We start from the raw sequence: 18570 nt of genomic DNA, 5'->3' as shown, positions 1-18570 counted from the left end.
TGCGTTGGCCCCGGTTGGGCCGGGCGCGCGGGGCCCAGGCCCCGCGCGCGGCTTCCGCCCTCAGCCCGCCATCAGGCGCGCCACGTCCAGCATCCGTGCCGAAAATCCCCATTCATTGTCATACCAGCCAAATACCCGCACCTGACGGTCGCCCACCATGCGGGTTTCGGGCCCTGCGACGACCAGCGATTCCGGCCGCGCGCGCAGGTCCGAGGAAACCAGCGGCTTGTCGGTCCAGCCCAGTACCGGCGAGGCCGCGACCGCGCTGCGCAGGGCGGTATCGAACTCCGCCTCCGACATCGGGCGCTGCAACTGTACCACCAGATCCACGGCCGAAACGCTGGCCGTCGGCACCCGCACCGCCGCGCCCGAGATGAGGCCCGCCAGATGCGGCAGCACCTCGTCGATCAGATGGGTGGCGCTCGATGTGGTCGGCACCATCGACAGCGCCCCGGCGCGCGAGCGCGCCGAATCGCCGCGCGGCGCATCCACCATCGGTTGGCTGTTGGTATAGCAGTGGATCGTGGTCATATGGGCGCTGGCGATGCCCGCGATCTCGTCGATCACCCGCGCCAGCGGCGCCAGCGCATTGGTGGTGCACGAGGCGTTCGATACGATCCGTGCATTGCCCAGCCGCGCCTCGTTCGCGCCCAGCACCACGGTGATTTCGGCCGCCGGGGACGGCCCCGAGATCAGCACCTTGCCCGCCCCGGCGGCAAGACCGCGCGCGGCCACATCCGAGGTGCGCGCGACGCCGGTGCAATCGAGCAGCACATCCACCCCCGACAGATCCACCCGCGCCAGATCGGCGCTGTGGTTCATCGGCATCGCGACCCCGTCCACGACCAGCGTCTCGTTCCCGGTCTCTACGCTGCCGCGCCAGGGGCCGAAGGTGCTGTCGTATTCGAAGAGATAGGCGCAGGTGTCCAGCGGTGCGATATCGTTGATCAGCACAAGCTCGACATCGGTGATCCGCGGCCGAGCCATCAGCTGCCGCAGGATGGTGCGGCCGATACGGCCGAATCCGTTGATCGCGATTTTCATGCGCAAGCTATGGCAGGAGCCTTGACCAACCTCAATGCCCCGGTTTGCGCGACCTCACCGGCACGTGACCCGGGCAAAGAACTGGCCCGAGATGTTCTGGTAGAGCGTCTTGCGGTCGACGGTGCATCCCGTGGCCTGCTGGACGGCGGCAATCGCCTGAAGGGTCCGCAGCCGGGCGGGCGGGCCAAAGGGGTTGAGGTTGTTCAGGTCGCGCGTGGCCCGATAGACGACGGGCTCTTGCGATACTTGCGCGACAGCCCATGTCCGGTTCATCACCTGAACGGTCACGGCCTCGCCCTGCGCCGTGGCGGGTGTCGCCAGGATGGACAGGGCGACCAGGCCGGCCCGGGCCGCATGCATAAGATGTGCATTCATGATAAAGCCTCCTCTGTCATGCCATCCTGATCTGAGCAGATCGAAGGCGTTCTGAGAAGCCCCGCGGTGTGAACGGCGGGTTGAAGGGGCTGGGATGGCTGAATTGCCTCACAGGTCAGATAGTGCTTGAGCTCAACCTTGCTTGAGCTTGTAGCCTCGGTACGGCGGGCATGTTGCCAATCGAAAACCCAGAAGCGGGGGCGAGAATGAACTTCACAATGGCCGGGATTATTCTTTTTACACAGAACTATGAAGACTGTGTGGAGTTCTACGGCTCAACCCTTGGGTTGGAGATCCTGCACAAGATCGATCGCCCTGGCGAACGGTTAACCACCTTTCTGTTGGGCGATACATATCTGATGATAGAAACTGGCGGCGTCGCGTCCAGCCACGGAAAAACTACCCGGCAAAACCCGACAAAAATCCGTTTCAATGTTCCCAATGTGTTGGCTACAAGTGCGGCGCTCCGGCAAAGAGGCGTCGAGGTGCGGATCCATGAGCATACCTGGGGGATGACCGCCGAGTTTGCCGACCCCGACGGCAATCTCTGCGCCTTGAGGTCAGACGCAGGATTTGGCGAATAGGCGCAACCCGGACAAGGCGTCACCGGCAAAAGCCTCGGCTATTCCCCGATGCCTGGTGTTCTGGAACGGTTTGTTCAACCCTCCCTCTCGTCCGGCATGGACCACAAATCGCCCTCCGCCTGGATGGCTTTGACGACGCGCCAGGCGCGTTCTTCCATTCCGGGGACCGCTCCCAGCCCCATGTGATCCGCCTCGATCAGGGTGAGGTACTCCACGACGCCCTGTTCCAATGCGCCTTGCCGCAACTGATCGACTGCGTTGATCAAGTAGCGGTCATATTCATCGGCAAAAGGCTTTCCTTCCCAACCGGTCTCACCGTCCAGCAGCCCGATTGGGTCCCATAATTTCCAGCCAATGTCGCGCAGACGCGAAAGCCGCAGGTTCCGATGCACAAAGGAGTTCCGGACTGAACTGGTTTCGAGTTTCCGGCTCCGAAAGCCGCGACTTATCGTGCACAAGGAAGAGCGCGAAATCTATATGATCTTGCTTTGGCAGCCACTCCCCTTGGGTATCGCCTCACCGGCGCGGCAGCGCCATGTGCCGGTTCACATCCTTGTAGAGCAGATAGCGGAACCGCCCCGGACCACCGGCATAACAGGCCTGCGGGCAAAAGGCGCGCAGCCACATGTAATCGCCCGCCTCGACCTCGACCCAATCCTGGTTCAGCCGGTAGACCGCCTTGCCTTCCAGCACGTAAAGCCCGTGTTCCATCACATGGGTCTCGGCAAAGGGAATCACGCCGCCGGGCAGGAAGTTGACGATGTTGACATGCATGTCGTGACGCAGGTCTTCGGGGTCGACAAACCGCGTGGTCGACCAGCGCCCTTCGGTGCCCGGCATCTCGCGCGGGGCGACATCCTGCTCGCGGGTGACAAAGGGCTCGGGCCGGTCGATCCCCTCGACTGCCTCGTATGCCTTGCGGATCCAGTGGAACCGTGCCGCAGGCCCCGCATGGTTGCGCAGATGCCAGTCACAGCCCGCGGGCAGATAGGCGTATCCGCCCGGCTCCAACACGTGATCGGTGCCAGCGATGGTCAGCGTCACCGCGCCCTCGACCACAAAGAGCACGCCCTGCGCGCCCGGGTCGGTCTCGGGCCGGGTGCTGCCGCCGCCGGGCTGCACCTCCATGATGTAATGCGAGAACGTCTCGGCAAACCCGCTCAAGGGACGCGCCAGCACCCAGACCCGCGTCTTGTCCCAGAACGGCAGGAAGCTGGTCACGATGTCGCGCATCGTGCCCTTTGGGATCACCGCATAGGCGGTGGTGAACATCGCCCGGTCGGTCAAAAGCTGCTCTTGCCCCGGATGCCCGCCCTGGGGTGCGTAATAGGTGGGATGTGCCATCTGTGCCTCGTACCTGTGTTATCCGCCAATCTGGGACAAGCCTTCGCTTGGTCCTAGGACAAAAGACCCGATAGGTTCCTTCGGGATATTTTGAAGATGACCGGGACAGTTCGGCATCTTGGTCTGCACCGCCCAGACGTGTAACGATGGCGGCAGACCGGAACCGATTTCGAGGACCAGATGAAACGCGCATTACTTTCTCTTCTGACTGTCGCCGCCATTGGCCTTGGCGGCGGAGCCGACGCCAAGCCGCTGTCGCGCATCATTGCCGAGATCGGCCTCTCGCCCGAGGATTTCCAGCTGATGGGCGCGGCCTCGCGTCAGCTGGTGGTCGATAACCGCCCTGTTGTCGGGCGCGAGGCGACATGGGAGAACGCCGGAACCGACTCGCGCGGATCGGTGCGGGTGGACGCGGTACAGGGCGAATGTGCCACCTTGCATCACACCATCCACCCGGCTGGCGCGGCCCAGGCCAAGCTGATCGGCACCCGCCTGTGCAAGGGGGCGGACGGCGCCTGGCAACTGACCCCCTGACACGACCGGGTTTCTTGGCGGCTGCGGCGCCCGCACTGGACAGAGTGGCATACCCGCGATACCAGCGCAGCCATGCCCAGATACGCGTTGAAAGTCGAATACCATGGCGCCCCCTTTGCCGGTTGGCAAAGGCAGAAGGACCTGCCGTCGGTTCAGGGCGCCATCGAGGCGGCGCTGGCCCGGCTGGAACCGGGGCCGCACACGATCGCCGCCGCCGGGCGCACCGACGCAGGCGTGCACGGGCTGGGGCAGGTTGCCCATTGCGATATGTCCAGGGACTGGGACCCGTTCCGCCTGTCCGAGGCGTTGAACTGGCATCTGAAACCACAGCCCGTGGCCATCGTCGCGGCGGCGCGGGTGGCGGATGACTGGCACGCCCGCTTCTCGGCCACCGAGCGGCAGTATCTTTTCCGGCTGCTGATGCGGCGGGCGCCTGCCACGCATGATGCCGGACTGGTCTGGCAGGTGGGTCACCATCTGGATGCCGCCGCCATGCAGGCGGCCGCCGATCTGCTGGTCGGGCGGCATGATTTTACCACCTTCCGCTCGTCGATCTGCCAGGCGGCCAGCCCGGTCAAGACATTGGACGAATTGCGGGTCGAGGCGGTGGAAAGTTTCTCCGGCTCCGAGATTCGCTTTCACGTGCGGGCGCGCTCGTTCCTGCACAACCAGGTACGCAGTTTCGTCGGCACGCTCGAACGGGTGGGGGCAGGGGCCTGGACTCCCGATCAGGTGCGCGCTGCATTGGAGGCGCGGGACCGCGCCGCCTGCGGCCCGGTCTGTCCGCCGCAGGGCCTCTATCTGGCGCGGGTCGGCTATCCCGAGCCGGTGTTCGACAAGCTGGGCTAACTCGACGGCATCTGGACCATTTGCCAAACTTGCCCGTAGTTTGATGGCCGGCACCAGGAATTGGTGCCGGCCGCCTCGGGCGCCCCGAACCGGGGAGTGACGGGGTGTCCCGGGTCAAGCTGCCTTGGCGCTGCGGACGGGGAAGTCGATATCGGTACCCGCGACATGGTTGAGGTAGTTGGTGAAGATATTGGCAACCACGTTAGCGGTGGTTTCGACGATATCTGCTTCGCTCAGGTCAGCGGCCTTTGCCGCGTCCAGATCCGCATCCGAAACCATGCCCCGCGACGATACGATGGCAGAGGCCAGTGCAAGGATGGCCGCGGTGCGCGGGTCGTCCGAGCGACCGGCCAGGTGCGCGTCGATGGTGTCCGGCGTGACCTTGAGACCCGCCGAGATCGCGGCATGGGCCGAGGCGCAATAGTCGCAGGCATTTGCACCGGCGACGGTGAGCGCGATCGCTTCGCGGGTGCGGGCGTCGAAGCTGCCGCCGCCAAGGGCCTCATTGAGGCCCAGCATTCCGGCCAGAACCGCAGGCTGGTTACCAGCCACGCGATAGAGGTTCGGCACCATGCCGACCTTGCCCTTGATGGCGCTGAACAGGGTCGCGGCCTCGGGGCTCGCGGCGGCATCGGACAATTGGGTGAGACGTGCCATGGAAAATCCTTTCGATTGGCAGGGAGTTGAGACGGCATCCGGGACAGGCTCGGCCGGACGACGCATCCAGGGCAGATCCGTAGCGACGCCACCGGGCTTGACAGCCGACAAGGTCGAGCGCGCCAGTGCGGGTAGAGAGCGATCTGGTTTCACGGTGCATGTCATGCCGGCGATGTTGTTTTCGAGGTCCCGGCCCGAAAGCCGTGGGCGCTAGATATGATGGTATTTCTGAACGTTGTATGAGCGATAGTTCAACTTGCTGTGTAGATCGTACAAAGGATTGGGTTATGAGTTCGATCACTGCTACTTGAGGTCTGGGCCGACCCATCAAGTCAAGGGGGCGGTGAACGTGATCGGGAACATCGTACGATCCGGCAGAAACTCCGAACGCGCTGGCATTCAAACGCAGGCAGATTCGGGGCTATCGGAAAGTGCGAAGGCTTTTCCAAGGCGACATCCGGGAATGCGGCCCAGGATGGCCTGCCGTCTCCGGCCGACCAAGACGATCAAACCTGAAAGGACAACCATGACCACAATCGACCACCTGAGCCTCGGCGTTCCCGACGTCCCGGCAGCACAGAAATTCTATGCGGGTCTGCTCTCGACCCTTGGCATCAATTGCCTCGCTTCGGGCGATGGGTTCGCCGCTTTCGGCAAGGCGCGCGTTGAGTTCCTGTTGCTGTCGCCCTTTGACGGTGGACAGGCCAGCGCCGGAAATGGCGCGCATGTGGCGTTTGCCGCTCCTGACCGCGCGGCGGTTTCGGCGGCCCACGCTGCGGGGCTCGAAGCCGGAGCGGCGGACGAAGGCGCACCGGGCGTGCGCGAGGCTTATCCCATGCCGGGCGTCTTTGCCGCCTATCTGCGCGACCCGTGGGGCAACAAGCTGGAAATCGTGAATGGCGGTTTTTCTGCCTGAAACACCGCGACACGGCCCCGAGGCCGTGTCGCTGCCTTCTTAAAGCGCCAGTTCACGCTCGATCTGGCGCAGGTCGCGTTGCAGGCTTCGTTCCAGTTCAGGGCTGAGCGTGCGACCGTTCCGGTCGGGAGCAAAGACGTCCGAAAACAGGTTCGGATCCCCGGTTTCCAGGCATGCGCCCTCGAAATACTGGTCCAGCCACGCCCAGGCCTTGGCGAAGATCTGGCGCCGAATGCGCCGCCACGGCTGACCTTCCTCGGCGGTCAGAGCCACGCTGACAACAATCTGGCTGACATGAGCGCTCTCCTGCCCGGCAAGGCTGAACCGGAGCCTGACACTGGCCGACACCAGGTTTCGGTCGGTGCTGCGCTCAGAGCTGAGGATCGCCACGCTTTCGCGATTGAACGGCTCGTTCATGCGGCGTCGTCCAGCGTTCTCGCCGCAGGTCCCGCCTGTGTACCGCTCTCGCGTCTGGCGATGCCGCTTGTATCGCTGTGCGGCGGCGCGCGCCGCGCCTGAACAGACCAGAGGAGGCCGCCGCAGCACAGCAGGACGACTCCTTCCTGAATCGCCGTGCTGTCGGTCAGCATGAACACGGCAAGTATCATGACAAGGGCAAGGCCGATTCTCGTGCGGATCAGCCGATTGCGCAGGAACATGGTCCGTGCCGCACCCCCCGCGTCACAATCGAGCGCGACGGCTGGCAGCTGCCTACAGCTGCGGACGCACAGAGCCACCGCCAGCGCGCCACCGAAAACGAGCAGGGACACGGCGAAGTACAGCCAGACCGCGGTCAACAGCCCTTTGCCGAGCAGCAGCGCGACCGCAGCCGCAAGGATGCCCAGCACCCCGCTACCCACGAGCAGGATCAGACCCGAACCTGAAGGCAGGTCACTATGGGCGTCGGCTTTGTACGCGCATTCCGTTTCATCCGCCACTGCATGCGCAGACCGCGCCCGCAAACCGTCTTCTCGCATCAGCATTTTGCGATCTCCTTGTTCGGGATGCCATTTCCGGCAAGCGACTTCAGCAGCACCAGCGCCTCTTTGCGGTCGACCACATAACGCGCGGTCGACATCTCGGATGCACCGGTCACCCGGTCGAGTTCGGGAAAAAGCTCCAGGATCTCGGCTCGCGTCTCGGCGCAGAGCGTGGACCAGCCGACACGGCCGGGATGAAAGCTTTCGGTCCAGCATCCTTCGGACAGAACCAGTTCGTGCTGGTCGAAGAGCATGTGGAAATACTCCACCCGTCCCGCCGGTTCCCAGAGGATTCCCGCGCCGTCCACAAGGAATTTGGCGGGGACAAGAACCTCGGTATGACCGACAAAGAAATCGACCATCGGCCCCATCAGCAAGACGCGGTGGTTGGGCGACACCAGCAGGTCGCGGCGGTTCTTGAGCGCGCCTTTGCGGATACGGACCGGAGTGATGTCCGATTGTGCGTCGCGCGCGGTGCTGCCGATCCAGCGAATGCGCTGATACCCCCGGTCGCGGGTGATCACCCGGTCGTCGATGACCAACTCTTCGACCGGGACTTCGCCGCGCGCGGTGGCGATCAAGGTCCCCCGGCAGAAACACATCACATTGGTCGTGTCGAAGGTCAGCGTGCCGGGATCGACCGGCGCGCCGCCATTGCGAAGCGTCAGACTGTTGTTTGCGGACCAATTGGCGGTGGTATCGTTCAGGATCCCGTCGTCGGCATGGTCGGCGCGCAGCCATTGCAATGGGTTGCGGATCAGCAGCGGGTCGATATCGCCGTTAAGAACCGCCGTGTCATAGCTGGTTCGGTTGTAGTTGGCCGCCAGGTTGACGAAATCGTTGTTGCTCTGGTTCCCGTCGTTCTTCAGCCCGCTGTCAAAGCCGAAATCATCGATCGTGTTATGTCCCTGCCCAAGCAGAAACACATCGTCCCCCTCCGACCCAAGGACAAGGTCGTCGCCGCCACCATCGAACAGAGTGTCATTCCCTGTTCCGCCGACAAGGGTGTCGCTCTCGCCACCGCCGAAAACGCTATCGTTGCCGGCCCCGCCAAGCACGAGGTCCCGTCCGGTGTCACCGTTCAGCGTATCGTTCCCGTCATCGCCGCTGAGCGTGTCATTGCCCGATCCTCCGCGCAGGGAATCGTTGCCGATGCCGCCCAGGACCGAGTCGTTGCCATCGCCGCCGTCCAGGGTGTCAGCGTCCGAACCGCCATCGAGCGTGTCATCTCCGCTGCCGCCGATCAGCGAGTCGTTGCCCGCGCTGCCGCGCAGGGAATCGTTGCCGATGCCGCCCAGGACCGAGTCGTTATCATCGCCGCCGTCCAGGGTGTCAGCGCCCGAACCGCCATCGAGCGTGTCATCACCGCCGCCGCCGATCAGCGAGTCGTTGCCATCATTGCCAAGCAGAAGGTCATTGCCGAGACCACCATCCAGTGTGTCGTTTGCGGTCGACAGGCGCGGCGCCACCAGCGGATTGGTGTCAAACGACAGCGCATAGACTGCGCCGTCGTCGGTGAAGCTGGTCTTGATCAGTGAAAGGTCGATGCGGCTGAGCGGAACCTTGATGGTCAACGTCAACTCGGTGTTGGCGGTCACCGCGATGGAGCTGCTGGTGCTGACAATCATGCCGGATGCGTTGATCACATAGACGCCCGCACCGTCGAACTCGACATCGCCGGATGCGATGGCCGCATTCAGGTCTAGCGCGTTGCCATCGACGGAAATGCTCAGACCCTCTTGGCTTTCCAGCCGGTTCAGCACGATCCGCGCTCCCGCCGCCTGCGATGACGCGATATGGGCGTGAGTTTCCCTGGACCCAATCCCGACCGAATTGAAAGTGTTGCCGAGGAAAAAGCCGTTGCTGATGACACCGGAATTGGTGAAGGCGACATTCCCGGTGTCAGAGGTCGTCGTGACGCCAAAATCCGGCCGGCTGTTCACACCGTTCAGGATCTGGTTGACCGAGGTGACCTGCTGATAGACCGGAGACAGCGGATCGGCGCCGACACCGCCATCGAGCGTATCGAACCCCGCACCCCCCTGCAGCAGATCGGCGCCTGCGCCGCCGTCAATTGAATCGTTGCCATCACCGCCCAGAACCGTGTCATGACCGCGTCCGGCGCTGACCGTATCGTTCCCGCCCAGGGCGTCGATCCGGTCATCATCGCTTTCCACGAGTTCGCCGTTCAGACCCTGGGCATCGAGATTGTCCACCAGGTCGCCATCCGTATCGCCAAGATACCGGCCGTCGATCACATCGGCGTTACCAGACCCGGTCACCGTGCCGTCCGACAGAAGTCCGCTGGGATCTTCCTCCACGATGATGGGTGGTTCTTCGCCATCGGTGGCAAGGACAAAGGCCGACGGGAAGCTCTGGCCGCCCAGGTCCGCCAGCGTCTCGTGCCGGGGCCCGACGGGACGCAGGCCGGTGACAAGTCTGGCGCCGCCACCCGGTGCGGTGAAGGCTTCCGCGACGGTCGGGTTTCCGGCCGGAACCGTATAGAACAGGTCGCCGTTCGACATGGGCACTAACCGCCCGCCATCCACCAGTTGCGCCCCGCCATCGCCGAATGTGACCCGGACGGATGACAACAGCGCCTGTCCCGGCACCGCCGAGGCGCTCTCGCGCCCGGGTACGGCATAGCTCAGCGCCCCTGCGTCGGCAGATGCCGACCCATGACCGGATACGGCGACATAACCTTCGGGCCGGAACAGCGCCCCCTTCAGCCCGGTGTGCAGCAGTTCTCCGGAAAGTGCGGCTTTGCCCTTCCCCTGGGCTGCGAGCGTGCCAAGGAAAAGCCAGATGGTGTCTTGCATGGATGTTCACCCCTATTGTCGGCAGCGCGTCAGTGCCGATCCGAGTACACACCCTGGGACCTCATGCGGGTGCCCTGACTTGGAACCATCGACACTGACGCTGCTGGCGTCGTCTGAGCCCCCACCCAGTGCGCCTGCCATAACGCTAGGGATCGGGCCGCCGCGGCGCAGCCCTCCAGTCATGAACCGTGGTCGAACGCCGGTTTCGAGTCGTGATCGGTGGACGCGCCACCAATCATGTCAATGACCGGTGGCGCGCGGTGATGGAGGTTTCGAATCGATCTGCCAGGCCTCAATCGATCGTGACTGGCATGTCATCTCAGGCTGCATAAGTAACTCGACGGACGAGGAAACGAGCAGCCGCAGAAGGCGCCCGGGAAACAGGAAGACAGGTTGCACGCGCGCCGCCCATGGGTGGATCGCGGCAGGATTTGCGCAATGACGCCGGTAAGACCACTCGAGTTGCATTTTCTGGACGGCACATCTCTGTGCGTCGATCGCAAGGACGTGCTGACGTTGATGACATGTCCGGTTGGCGTGTTCATCGTGGTGTTCTCCGCCAGTATCATACATGTGCTGAACGTCTTCATGCTGGGCGTGCCCTTGGCCTTTATCCAGGCCCTTGCCCTTGGTCTTGTCTTGGCGGGGGTGCATTGGCTGACACTGACGGGCCTGGGGCTGGCACTGACCCGGATCGGACGGAACAGGAAACGGGCGGTGCGGCTGCCGGTGCCGCTGGCCGGGCTGGCGACGATCCTGACCAACAACATTCCGGCACTTTGGGCCGTCAGCCGCGTGTTCAGCCCCGAAACCTGGAATCTTGTCTCTGTCTGGAAAGTCATCCTGCTGGCCTATGCGGTGCATCTGGGGTTCGAGTTCCTGTTTGCCGCGCTGGTGGTGCCAATGATGAAGCGGAAGCGTCTCGCCGAGGCGGCCAAGGACACCGCGCTCGTTCAGAATGCGGCGGAGGACGACGCGCGGGACGGGCCTCGGGCAAGACCGGATGTCATGCATCTGCTGCTCGCAGGCGAACCCGTCGTGGCCGAAGACATCAAGCTGGTGGAAGCCGACGAGCATTACGTCTTCGTCCATTTCGCGGATCGCAAGACACATGTGCGCGAAAGCTTCGGGTCACTGGTCAGGGCGCTCGACAAGGCGGCGGGAATGCAGGTGCACAAGTCCTACTGGGTGGCCTTCGACCATATCCACAAGGTGCATTCCAAGAGGGATGGCGGGCTGAAACTCATCCTGAAGGACAAGACCGCCATTCCCGGCGCGCGCAGCCGTGCGCGCGCCTTTCGCGAAGCGTTCCAGCGAAGGGGCCAGCCGGTTTTTGGCGCGGGCGGCGGGGCGCCCTTGGCCGGGCGAGACGGTGCAGGTCGATAGGAACGCGGGCAGGGCTGTCAGATCGCGCGCAGGAACAGACCGCCCGCGATGCTCGCCACCACCAGCCCGGCTGCCAGTTCGACCATCGGCAGCGCGACCCCCGCCACCCGCCAGGCCGAGGCCGCGCCCACCAGCCCGCCGCGTAGCCCGACCGAGGCGAGACCCACTCCGATGGTGACACTGGCCGTCCCCAGCGCCATGGCAAAGGCGCCTGCGATACCGGCACCGGCGATGCCCATCTGCCACGTCAGGATCAGCACAAAAAGCGCCCCGGTACAGGGGCGCGCGGCGATGCTGGCGATCAGGATCAGCGCCTCGCGCAGGGTTCCGGCCTGTTCGATCTCGGCCAGGTCCGGTCCGTGCCTGTGACCGCACTGGGCACAGGTGCCGCCATCGTGGTGGTGATGGTGGTCGTGATGAGGGTCAGGATCGCGGCCCCGACGGGCCGCCGCCAGCCGTCGCACTCCCCGCCAGACCAGCCAGAACCCGATCAAGGCAATCGCCGCATAGCTGACCGGGGCCATCACCTGCTCGGTCACGCCGACCAGATGCTGGCGCGACAGGTTGAACACCGCCACACCCGCATAGACCAGCACCACCGCCGTCACCGCCTGCCCAAGGCTGGCGGCCAGCCCGATCAGCGTAAGCCGCAGCACCGGCACCCGGCGGCCCAGCCCATATCCGCCGATCAGCACCTTGCCATGGCCCGGACCGACCGCGTGAAAGAACCCATAGGCGAAACAGACCGTCAACAGCAGCGCCAGCGCGCCCGCCTGCCCGCCGCGCAGCCCGCGCAGCGCCTGGGCGATCTGGTTCTGAAAGGCGCGCTGTTCGCCCGCCGCCCACAGCGCCAGCTGGTCAAAGCCGCCGCTGGCCCAGAACAGACCCAGCGCCACCAGCGCCAGACCCACGGGTAGGATCACGAGCCGGGGCATGTCACCCGGATCTCGGTCGCGAATTCGGCCCCCATCAGGGGAATGTCCATCTCTTCCAGGTCGGCGTCGGCGTCGATGCGCAACAGCATCTGCTGCATCTGCGCCAGTTGCCCGTCGATATCCGGCTCGAACCGCTCCAGCGTGCAATCCTCCCGCCCGGTCAGCGTGACGGGGCGGGCAACCTCATAGGCGGTGTAATAGGTCTCGTCATAAGGTTTGACCGACAGCGCCGCGCCGTCCAACCGGGGAGAGCCACTCACCGCCCGCAGATGCGTCGTCACGATCCGCCCGGCCTCGGTGGCAGCGGTCGGCTCAAGCGGGCCGGAAAGCTCCAGCGCCATATCCCCCAGCCGCATGTCGAGATCGCCGGTAAAGCCTTCGATCCACTGCGCGTCGAACCCGCGCAGCTGCGCCTGTTCCTCAGGCGTCAGAACACCGTCGCCATCGGGGTCAAGGCCCATATCCTCAAGGATCAGCAGCGAATAGAAATCGTCATAGGCCCAGGTGACGCGCACATGGCTCAGGCGCCCTTCGGCGTCAAAGATCAACTCGAACCCGGTGTCGACAAAGACATGCGGATGCGCCGCAAGCGACGCGGGAAACAGGGTCGAGAGGATAAGGGCAATCCGGCGCATGGCCGGACGATAGGGCGCAGGTGCGGGGCTGGCAATCCGAACCTGCGCGGCGGCGGCGCTATTTCGCCATCGGGTGCAGGACAAGGGTCTGAAGCGCCATCCCCACCGGCCCGGCCACGTCATAGAGCACCGCTTGCGACATGCCGACGCCATTGGGCTGCCAGTGCGATACCGCCTGCGCCGCGAACCAGTCTCCTTGCGGTTCGCGGTGGATTTGCAGCGTCAGATCGGTGTTCATGAAACCAAACCGCACCGGCGGTTCGTTCCAGGAAATACCGTTGCCGCAATCGGCCAGCGGGCAGATCGCCTGTATCGGCGAGGGGGGCTCTCCGGCCAGCAGATGCGGCGCCTTCATCCAAACGGTCTTGGGCCCGGGGCCCAGGTCTTCGCCGCGGGGATAGGCCATCTCGATGAACTGGCCAAAGGCGGGCTTGTCATGCAGCTTGCCCACCAAGAGCGGCGCGCCGACAACGGCGTCGGCGAAATCCGGCCCGGCAATATCTGCGGTAGGCACCTCGCCCAGGTCCTTGCGCACGAGGTGCATCGAAGTGCCCGACAGGCACAGTGTGCCCTCGCTGTCATGCACCGCAACCCGCGTCGTGGTCAGCGTGCGGCTGTCGCGCTGCACCTCGACCGTGACCCGCAGACCAGACAGCGGCAGCGGTCGCAGCACGTCAAGCGTCAGCCGCGTCAGCATCTTTCCCGGCCCGGCTGCACCCTCGGCGGCGCGCACGACAAGGCCGGTAACCGGCCCCGCATGGCAGTGATCGGGCGACCATGGCCCGCGCGCCGGATCGTTGCCAACAAACAGCCCCGGTTCGGTTTGAGTGAAATAGACCGCGGCCGTCACGCGTATCAGACCTTTTCCTGCGTGTATTTCTTCAGCTCGGTGCGGGCGATCTGACGGCGGTGCACCGCGTCGGGACCATCGGCAAAGCGCAATGTGCGTTGCCCGGTCCAGGCCGCGGCCAGTGGCGTGTCCTGGCTGATGCCCTGACCGCCATGCATCTGCATCGCCTCGTCGATCACCTTGAGCGAGACGCGCGGCGCCACCACCTTGATCTGGCTGATCCAGGGCGCGGCAGCCCGGGCATCGCCCTGATCCATCATCCAGGCGGCCTTGAGGCACAACAGGCGCGCCATCTCGATATCCATCCTGCACTCGGCGATGATGTCGTAGTTGGCCCCCAGATGAGCCAGCTTCTTGCCGAACGCCTCTTTCGCCAGCGCCCGCTTGCACATGCGTTCCAGCGCGATCTCGGCCTGCCCGATCGAGCGCATGCAATGGTGGATGCGGCCCGGCCCAAGCCGGCCTTGCGCGATCTCGAAACCGCGCCCCTCGCCCACCAGGATGTTCTCGGCCGGCACCCGCACATTGGTGAACCGGATATGCATATGCCCATGCGGCGCGTCATCGTGGCCAAATACCAGCATCGGGCGCAGCACCTCGATCCCCTCGGTTCCTGCGGGCACCACGATCATCGAATGGCGCTGGTGCTTGGGCGTATCCTCGCCCCCGGTCTTGACCATCACGATATAGACCTTGCAGCGCGGATCGCCGGCGCCAGAGGCCCAGTATTTCTCGCCGTTCAGCACATAATCGTCGCCGTCGCGCACGCAGGACATCGAGATATTGGTGGCATCCGAACTGGCAACATCGGGTTCCGTCATCAGATAGGCCGAGCGGATCTGACCATCCAGCAGCGGCTCCAGCCACTGTTTCTTCATCTTCTCGCTGCCGTAGCGCTCGAACACTTCCATGTTGCCGGTATCGGGGGCCGAGCAGTTGAACACCTCGGCGCCCAGCGGCGTCTTGCCCATCTCCTCGGCGAAATAGGCATATTCGACGGTCGACAGGCCAAAGCCCCGCGCGCTATCGGTTAGCCAGAAGTTCCACAGACCGGCGGCCTTGGCCTTGGCCTTCAGCCCTTCCAGGATCTCGGTCTGGCGGTCGGTATATTGCCAGCGGTCGCCCTTTGCGACTTCGGCATGGTATTCGTCTTCCAGCGGCATGATCTCGTCGCGGATCATGTCGGCGACCCGGCCCAAGAGCTTGCGGTTTTCCTCGCGCATCCCAAAGGACATGTTCATGATGTTTGCCATGGTGCCTCCCATACCCCGACATTCGGGGTTTACCTTGGCCGAAAGGATGACTTAGCTGCCACGGCAAAGTCTAGCGGCGTGACGAAACGTCACCGCGCTGAATGTGAAAGGGAGAGGCGCATGGCCCTGCTGGTCGATACCGGAATTTCCGGCTGGATGTCGAACCAAGAGATCGCGGCGCAGTTGCGCGCGCAACTGCCCGGCGCCGATATACGCACGCCTGACGATCTGGGTGACCCGGCGCAGGTCACGATGATGGCGGTGGCCAACCTGCGCGCCGACTGGCCTGCGCGCCTGCCGAACCTGGCACTGGTGCAGAAGCTGGGGGCAGGGGTCGAAACCATCGTCGCCCATCCCGCCCTGCCGCCGCATGTGCGGGTGACGCGGCTGAAACCCGACGATCCGGCGCGCGAGATCGCCGAATGGTTCCTGGCCTATGTGCTGCGCACTCATCGCAATCTGGACGCCCACCGCGCCAACCAGGCGCGGGCGGCCTGGGTCGATATCGAGCCGAAATACACCCCTGACACGGTGGTCGGCGTGCTGGGTCTGGGCCATATCGGCGGGCGCACGGCGCGCATGTTCCGCGATATCGGCTTTCAGGTGCGCGGCTGGTCACGCTCGCCGCGTGACATCGATGGGGTCGATTGCCGCCACGGCGCGGCGGCGCTGCCCGAGATGCTGGGCGAGTGCGACCACGTCTGCGCCATCCTGCCCTCTACCGCCGAGACAAACGGCCTCTTCGACGCAGAACTGCTCGCCGCGATGAAACCGGGCAGCCAGCTCTTGAACGCCGGGCGCGGCGACCTGATCGACGAGGCGGCCCTTCTGGCCGCGCTTGACACCGGGCGACCGGGCCACGCCGTCCTGGACGTGGTCAGCACCGAACCGCTGCCCAAGGGCAACCCGCTCTGGTCGCATCCGGGCGTCACGCTCACCCCGCATATCTCGGGCTGGCACCTGGGGGACGCGATGAAGGACGTGGCCGAAAACTTCCGCCGCCTCGGCGCGGGCGAGGCCCTGTTGCACGAGGTCGACCGCCAGCGGGGCTATTGACTTATGCCAGAGGAGATCCGGCAATTCTCCTCCTTCCCGGTGAACCAATAGCTCGATCTGCAATCCGGCCAGCTTTTGGCAGTCCGCGTCCTCCTCGCGGGATGTCCATGATGTGCAGATCGGCGTTTTCTCGGCACAGGACCCATTGATTTCCGACTGTCGGCATGATTCAGGCTCCGCAAGGAGATCTGGATATGGGCAACCTTTTCTGGCTGACGGACGAGCAGATGGCGCGTCTTCAGCCCTTCTTCCCCAAGAGCCACGGCAAGCCGCATGTGGACGACCGGCGCGTCCTGAGTGGAATTATCTTCATCAATCGCAATGGCTTGAGGTGGTGCGACGCGCCAAGAGAGTATGGGCCACCCAAGACCCTCTACAACTGCTGGAAGCGGTGGGGTGACATGGGCGTCTTCGCCCGGATGATGGAGGGGCTGGCCTCCGAAGGTGCCGAGCAGAAGACCATCATGATCGACGCAACCTATCTGAAAGCGCACCGCACGGCCTCGAGCCTGCGGGCGAAAAAGGGGGGTGCGGGCGTCTGATCGGGCGCACGAAGGGAGGGTTGAACACCAATCTGCACGCGGTCACAGACGCGAAGGGCCGCCCGCTGCGGTTCTTCATGACGGCAGGCCAGGTCAGCGACTACACCGGTGCGGCGGCCTTGCTGGGCAGCCTGCCTGCGGCCGAGTGGTTGATCGCAGACCGGGGCTATGAAGCCGACTGGTTCAGGGACGCGCTGAAAGACAAGGGGATACGCCCCTGTATCCCCGGCCGGAAGTCCCGAGGCAAAACCGTCCGCTACGACAAGCGCCGCTACAAACGACGCAACCGGATCGAGATCATGTTTGGCAGGCTCAAGGACTGGCGCAGGGTCGCCACCCGCTACGACCGATGTCCGAAGGTATTCCTCTCCGCCGTCGCCCTCGCCGCAACCGTCATGTTCTGGCTTTGAAAATCAATGAGTCTGGAGCCTAAGTCAACGCTGTCCCGAAGAACTCCATCGTCCGGGCCCAGGCCAGTTCGGCGGCCTCCGCGTCGTAGCGCGGCGTGGTGTCGTTGTGGAACCCGTGGTTCACGTTGGGATAGAAATGCACGGTAAACGCCTTCTGGTGCGCGCGCAGCGCCTCGGAATAGGCGGGCCAACCGGCATTGATGCGGTCGTCGAGCCCCGCGTAATGGATCATCAGCGGCGCCTGGATCGCGGGCACGTCCTCGGCCGCGGGCTGTCGGCCATAGAACGGGACCGAGGCGGCCAGATCGGGATAGGCCACCGCCAGCGCGTTGCAGACGCCGCCGCCATAGCAGAACCCGACCGCGCCCACCTTGCCGGTCGATCCCTCGTGGTCGCGCAGGAACTCGAAGGCGGCAAAGAAATCCGCCATCAGCTTGGCGGGATCCAGCATCTTCTGCATTTCCCGGCCCTCGTCATCGGTGCCCGGATAACCGCCCAGCGGGCTCAGCCCGTCGGGGCCAAAGGCGAGATAGCCCGCCTTGGCGCAGCGCCGCACCACATCCTCGATATAGGGGTTCAGGCCGCGATTCTCATGCACCACCAGGATCGCGGGCAGCTTGCCCGCCGCGCCCGCAGGGCGTGCCATCAGCCCGGTGATCGCGCCGTTGCCCTGCGCGCTGTCGTAGGTGACGCGCGCGGTCTCGATCGCCGGATCGTCGGCGGCCACCTGCTGGGCCAGCGCATAATTGGGCTGCAACTGGTCCAGCAGCATGGCCCCGGTCACCCCGGCGGCGGCATAACGCCCGGCCTGGGTGATGAACTCGCGCTTTGACAGGGTGCCATGCACGTAGCCGTCGAAAATTTCCAGAATGCGCGGATCGAAATCCTGCGCCGTCTTGCGGGGGGCCTGTGCCATCCGGGGATCCTCCGATGCGGGGCGGGCAGGCGCAACATAGCACGAAACCCGCCCGGCAAAGGGAGTATTCTCAGGATCAGCCGATGAAATCCTTGTAGGCGGCCTCGTCCATGTAGTCGTCCATCGGCGACAGGTCGCTGGGCCGCATCTTGAAGAACCAGGCATCGCCGGTCGGGTCTTCGTTCACCAGGCCGGGATTGTCGGCCAGCGCCTCGTTGACCTCGACGATCTCGCCATCCAGCGGCGCCAGGATGTCGGATGCCGCCTTGACCGATTCGATCACCACGATCTCTTCGTCCTTGGTGACCTCGGTGCCGACCTCGGGCAGTTCGACAAAAACCACATCCCCCAGTTGTTCGGCGGCATAGGCGGTGATGCCGACCACGATCAGATCGTCCTCGGGCAGCAGCCATTCATGTTCTTCGGTGTATTTCATCCGGTGTCTTTCCCTGTGAAAAACGCATGGTGGCGGCAAGCCTAGCCCC

At 64.4% G+C, this 18570-nt stretch carries 21 protein-coding genes; 7 read left to right on the top strand and 14 right to left on the bottom strand.

Annotated elements, in window-relative coordinates; all coding sequences use genetic code 11:
• Nucleotides 1-60 precede the first annotated feature (60 nt).
• Together OE747_RS08290 and OE747_RS08285 are read right to left on the bottom strand one after the other, a co-directional pair.
• On the bottom strand, nucleotides 61-1044 hold the full coding sequence (locus OE747_RS08290) for a type I glyceraldehyde-3-phosphate dehydrogenase (RefSeq protein ID WP_263828131.1): 984 nt from the start codon (nucleotides 1042-1044) through the stop codon (nucleotides 61-63).
• A 54-nt stretch (nucleotides 1045-1098) separates the two neighbouring features.
• Entirely contained in the window at nucleotides 1099-1419 is a 321-nt protein-coding gene (locus OE747_RS08285; RefSeq protein ID WP_263828130.1) for a hypothetical protein, read from the bottom strand.
• Nucleotides 1420-1625: 206 nt separating this feature from the next.
• On the opposite strand from OE747_RS08285, the gene OE747_RS08280 reads away from it, so the two are divergent.
• Nucleotides 1626-2003: a VOC family protein gene (locus OE747_RS08280; protein ID WP_263828129.1), complete on the top strand. Its 378-nt coding sequence runs from the start codon at nucleotides 1626-1628 to the stop codon at nucleotides 2001-2003.
• A 74-nt stretch (nucleotides 2004-2077) separates the two neighbouring features.
• On the opposite strand, the gene OE747_RS08275 is transcribed toward OE747_RS08280, so the two are convergent.
• Both OE747_RS08275 and OE747_RS08270 read right to left on the bottom strand, forming a co-directional pair.
• Nucleotides 2078-2395, bottom strand: coding sequence for a hypothetical protein (locus tag OE747_RS08275; protein WP_263828128.1), 318 nt, complete (start codon nucleotides 2393-2395; stop codon nucleotides 2078-2080).
• Between the two features lie 124 nt (nucleotides 2396-2519).
• Nucleotides 2520-3347 (bottom strand): bifunctional allantoicase/(S)-ureidoglycine aminohydrolase, encoded by an 828-nt coding sequence (locus OE747_RS08270; protein ID WP_263828127.1) that lies wholly within the window; start codon nucleotides 3345-3347, stop codon nucleotides 2520-2522.
• 180 nt (nucleotides 3348-3527) lie between these two features.
• On the opposite strand from OE747_RS08270, the gene OE747_RS08265 reads away from it, so the two are divergent.
• Together OE747_RS08265 and truA are read left to right on the top strand one after the other, a co-directional pair.
• A complete protein-coding gene (locus OE747_RS08265; RefSeq protein ID WP_263828126.1) occupies nucleotides 3528-3881 on the top strand; it encodes a hypothetical protein in 354 nt (117 codons plus the stop codon).
• A 72-nt stretch (nucleotides 3882-3953) separates the two neighbouring features.
• Nucleotides 3954-4730 carry a tRNA pseudouridine(38-40) synthase TruA gene (gene truA, locus OE747_RS08260; protein ID WP_263828125.1) on the top strand — a complete coding sequence of 259 codons (777 nt, stop codon included), beginning with the start codon at nucleotides 3954-3956 and terminating at the stop codon, nucleotides 4728-4730.
• A gap of 114 nt (nucleotides 4731-4844) precedes the next feature.
• Here the strand turns inward: truA and OE747_RS08255 are convergent, their stop codons facing one another.
• Entirely contained in the window at nucleotides 4845-5387 is a 543-nt protein-coding gene (locus OE747_RS08255) for a carboxymuconolactone decarboxylase family protein (RefSeq protein WP_263828124.1), read from the bottom strand.
• A gap of 526 nt (nucleotides 5388-5913) precedes the next feature.
• On the opposite strand from OE747_RS08255, the gene OE747_RS08250 reads away from it, so the two are divergent.
• Nucleotides 5914-6303, top strand: a complete 390-nt coding sequence (locus OE747_RS08250; RefSeq protein ID WP_263828123.1) for a VOC family protein — start codon at nucleotides 5914-5916, stop codon at nucleotides 6301-6303.
• A 39-nt stretch (nucleotides 6304-6342) separates the two neighbouring features.
• Here OE747_RS08250 and OE747_RS08245 read toward each other — a convergent pair whose 3' ends face one another.
• Genes OE747_RS08245 through OE747_RS08235 form a run of 3 tightly spaced genes read right to left on the bottom strand, consistent with a single transcriptional unit; the run spans nucleotide 6343 to nucleotide 10102 of the window.
• Complete coding sequence (locus OE747_RS08245) at nucleotides 6343-6720, bottom strand: hypothetical protein (RefSeq protein WP_263828122.1); 378 nt, start codon at nucleotides 6718-6720, stop codon at nucleotides 6343-6345.
• On the bottom strand, nucleotides 6717-7286 hold the full coding sequence (locus OE747_RS08240; protein WP_263828121.1) for a hypothetical protein: 570 nt from the start codon (nucleotides 7284-7286) through the stop codon (nucleotides 6717-6719). The genes OE747_RS08245 and OE747_RS08240 overlap by 4 nt, the downstream gene beginning before the upstream one ends.
• Nucleotides 7280-10102 (bottom strand): Hint domain-containing protein, encoded by a 2823-nt coding sequence (locus tag OE747_RS08235; protein ID WP_263828120.1) that lies wholly within the window; start codon nucleotides 10100-10102, stop codon nucleotides 7280-7282. Before OE747_RS08235 ends, OE747_RS08240 begins: the two co-directional genes overlap by 7 nt.
• 438 nt (nucleotides 10103-10540) lie before the next feature.
• Here OE747_RS08235 and OE747_RS08230 point away from each other — a divergent pair, with 438 nt between their 5' ends.
• The gene (locus OE747_RS08230; RefSeq protein WP_263828119.1) at nucleotides 10541-11488 is read left to right on the top strand and encodes a LytTR family DNA-binding domain-containing protein; all 948 of its coding nucleotides are present in this window, start codon (nucleotides 10541-10543) and stop codon (nucleotides 11486-11488) included.
• Between the two features lie 17 nt (nucleotides 11489-11505).
• Here OE747_RS08230 and OE747_RS08225 read toward each other — a convergent pair whose 3' ends face one another.
• Genes OE747_RS08225 through OE747_RS08210 form a run of 4 tightly spaced genes read right to left on the bottom strand, consistent with a single transcriptional unit; the run spans nucleotide 11506 to nucleotide 15149 of the window.
• A complete protein-coding gene (locus OE747_RS08225; protein ID WP_263828118.1) occupies nucleotides 11506-12423 on the bottom strand; it encodes a nickel/cobalt transporter in 918 nt (305 codons plus the stop codon).
• Nucleotides 12408-13058 (bottom strand): DUF1007 family protein, encoded by a 651-nt coding sequence (locus tag OE747_RS08220; RefSeq protein WP_263828117.1) that lies wholly within the window; start codon nucleotides 13056-13058, stop codon nucleotides 12408-12410. The genes OE747_RS08225 and OE747_RS08220 overlap by 16 nt, the downstream gene beginning before the upstream one ends.
• A 58-nt stretch (nucleotides 13059-13116) precedes the next feature.
• Nucleotides 13117-13908: a thioesterase family protein gene (locus tag OE747_RS08215; RefSeq protein WP_263828116.1), complete on the bottom strand. Its 792-nt coding sequence runs from the start codon at nucleotides 13906-13908 to the stop codon at nucleotides 13117-13119.
• A gap of 5 nt (nucleotides 13909-13913) precedes the next feature.
• On the bottom strand, nucleotides 13914-15149 hold the full coding sequence (locus OE747_RS08210; RefSeq protein ID WP_263828256.1) for an acyl-CoA dehydrogenase family protein: 1236 nt from the start codon (nucleotides 15147-15149) through the stop codon (nucleotides 13914-13916).
• 132 nt (nucleotides 15150-15281) lie between these two features.
• On the opposite strand from OE747_RS08210, the gene OE747_RS08205 reads away from it, so the two are divergent.
• On the top strand, nucleotides 15282-16217 hold the full coding sequence (locus OE747_RS08205; protein WP_263828115.1) for a 2-hydroxyacid dehydrogenase: 936 nt from the start codon (nucleotides 15282-15284) through the stop codon (nucleotides 16215-16217).
• A gap of 194 nt (nucleotides 16218-16411) precedes the next feature.
• Nucleotides 16412-17169 (top strand): IS5 family transposase gene (locus tag OE747_RS08200; protein ID WP_263828114.1). Its coding sequence is split into 2 segments (ribosomal slippage): nucleotides 16412-16748 and nucleotides 16748-17169, totalling 759 coding nucleotides; the frame shifts between segments, so codons are not numbered across the junction.
• Between the two features lie 19 nt (nucleotides 17170-17188).
• On the opposite strand, the gene yghX is transcribed toward OE747_RS08200, so the two are convergent.
• Nucleotides 17189-18085 (bottom strand): YghX family hydrolase, encoded by an 897-nt coding sequence (yghX, locus tag OE747_RS08195; protein WP_263828113.1) that lies wholly within the window; start codon nucleotides 18083-18085, stop codon nucleotides 17189-17191.
• Between the two features lie 76 nt (nucleotides 18086-18161).
• Nucleotides 18162-18521, bottom strand: a complete 360-nt coding sequence (gene gcvH / locus OE747_RS08190; protein WP_164128912.1) for a glycine cleavage system protein GcvH — start codon at nucleotides 18519-18521, stop codon at nucleotides 18162-18164.
• Nucleotides 18522-18570 lie beyond the last annotated feature (49 nt).

This window comes from Ruegeria aquimaris, assembly GCF_025751555.1.
Classification (GTDB): domain Bacteria; phylum Pseudomonadota; class Alphaproteobacteria; order Rhodobacterales; family Rhodobacteraceae; genus Ruegeria_B; species Ruegeria_B aquimaris.
The sequence above is the reverse complement of the archived record's forward strand: the minus strand, read 5'-3'. Positions and strand labels throughout refer to the sequence as shown.

What these genes read in the sequence shown, in the direction of transcription:
- OE747_RS08255 (WP_263828124.1), bottom strand. Translation starts at nt 5,387, where the DNA reads ATGGCACGTCTCACCCAATTGTCCGATGCCGCCGCGAGCCCCGAGGCC.
- yghX (WP_263828113.1), bottom strand. Translation starts at nt 18,085, where the DNA reads ATGGCACAGGCCCCCCGCAAGACGGCGCAGGATTTCGATCCGCGCATT.
- OE747_RS08270 (WP_263828127.1), bottom strand. Translation starts at nt 3,347, where the DNA reads ATGGCACATCCCACCTATTACGCACCCCAGGGCGGGCATCCGGGGCAA.
- OE747_RS08230 (WP_263828119.1), top strand. Translation starts at nt 10,541, where the DNA reads ATGACGCCGGTAAGACCACTCGAGTTGCATTTTCTGGACGGCACATCT.
- gcvH (WP_164128912.1), bottom strand. Translation starts at nt 18,521, where the DNA reads ATGAAATACACCGAAGAACATGAATGGCTGCTGCCCGAGGACGATCTG.
- OE747_RS08285 (WP_263828130.1), bottom strand. Translation starts at nt 1,419, where the DNA reads ATGAATGCACATCTTATGCATGCGGCCCGGGCCGGCCTGGTCGCCCTG.
- OE747_RS08265 (WP_263828126.1), top strand. Translation starts at nt 3,528, where the DNA reads ATGAAACGCGCATTACTTTCTCTTCTGACTGTCGCCGCCATTGGCCTT.
- OE747_RS08245 (WP_263828122.1), bottom strand. Translation starts at nt 6,720, where the DNA reads ATGAACGAGCCGTTCAATCGCGAAAGCGTGGCGATCCTCAGCTCTGAG.
- OE747_RS08220 (WP_263828117.1), bottom strand. Translation starts at nt 13,058, where the DNA reads ATGCGCCGGATTGCCCTTATCCTCTCGACCCTGTTTCCCGCGTCGCTT.
- OE747_RS08280 (WP_263828129.1), top strand. Translation starts at nt 1,626, where the DNA reads ATGAACTTCACAATGGCCGGGATTATTCTTTTTACACAGAACTATGAA.
- OE747_RS08290 (WP_263828131.1), bottom strand. Translation starts at nt 1,044, where the DNA reads ATGAAAATCGCGATCAACGGATTCGGCCGTATCGGCCGCACCATCCTG.
- OE747_RS08205 (WP_263828115.1), top strand. Translation starts at nt 15,282, where the DNA reads ATGGCCCTGCTGGTCGATACCGGAATTTCCGGCTGGATGTCGAACCAA.
- truA (WP_263828125.1), top strand. Translation starts at nt 3,954, where the DNA reads ATGCCCAGATACGCGTTGAAAGTCGAATACCATGGCGCCCCCTTTGCC.
- OE747_RS08240 (WP_263828121.1), bottom strand. Translation starts at nt 7,286, where the DNA reads ATGCTGATGCGAGAAGACGGTTTGCGGGCGCGGTCTGCGCATGCAGTG.
- OE747_RS08235 (WP_263828120.1), bottom strand. Translation starts at nt 10,102, where the DNA reads ATGCAAGACACCATCTGGCTTTTCCTTGGCACGCTCGCAGCCCAGGGG.
- OE747_RS08250 (WP_263828123.1), top strand. Translation starts at nt 5,914, where the DNA reads ATGACCACAATCGACCACCTGAGCCTCGGCGTTCCCGACGTCCCGGCA.
- OE747_RS08225 (WP_263828118.1), bottom strand. Translation starts at nt 12,423, where the DNA reads ATGCCCCGGCTCGTGATCCTACCCGTGGGTCTGGCGCTGGTGGCGCTG.
- OE747_RS08210 (WP_263828256.1), bottom strand. Translation starts at nt 15,149, where the DNA reads ATGAACATGTCCTTTGGGATGCGCGAGGAAAACCGCAAGCTCTTGGGC.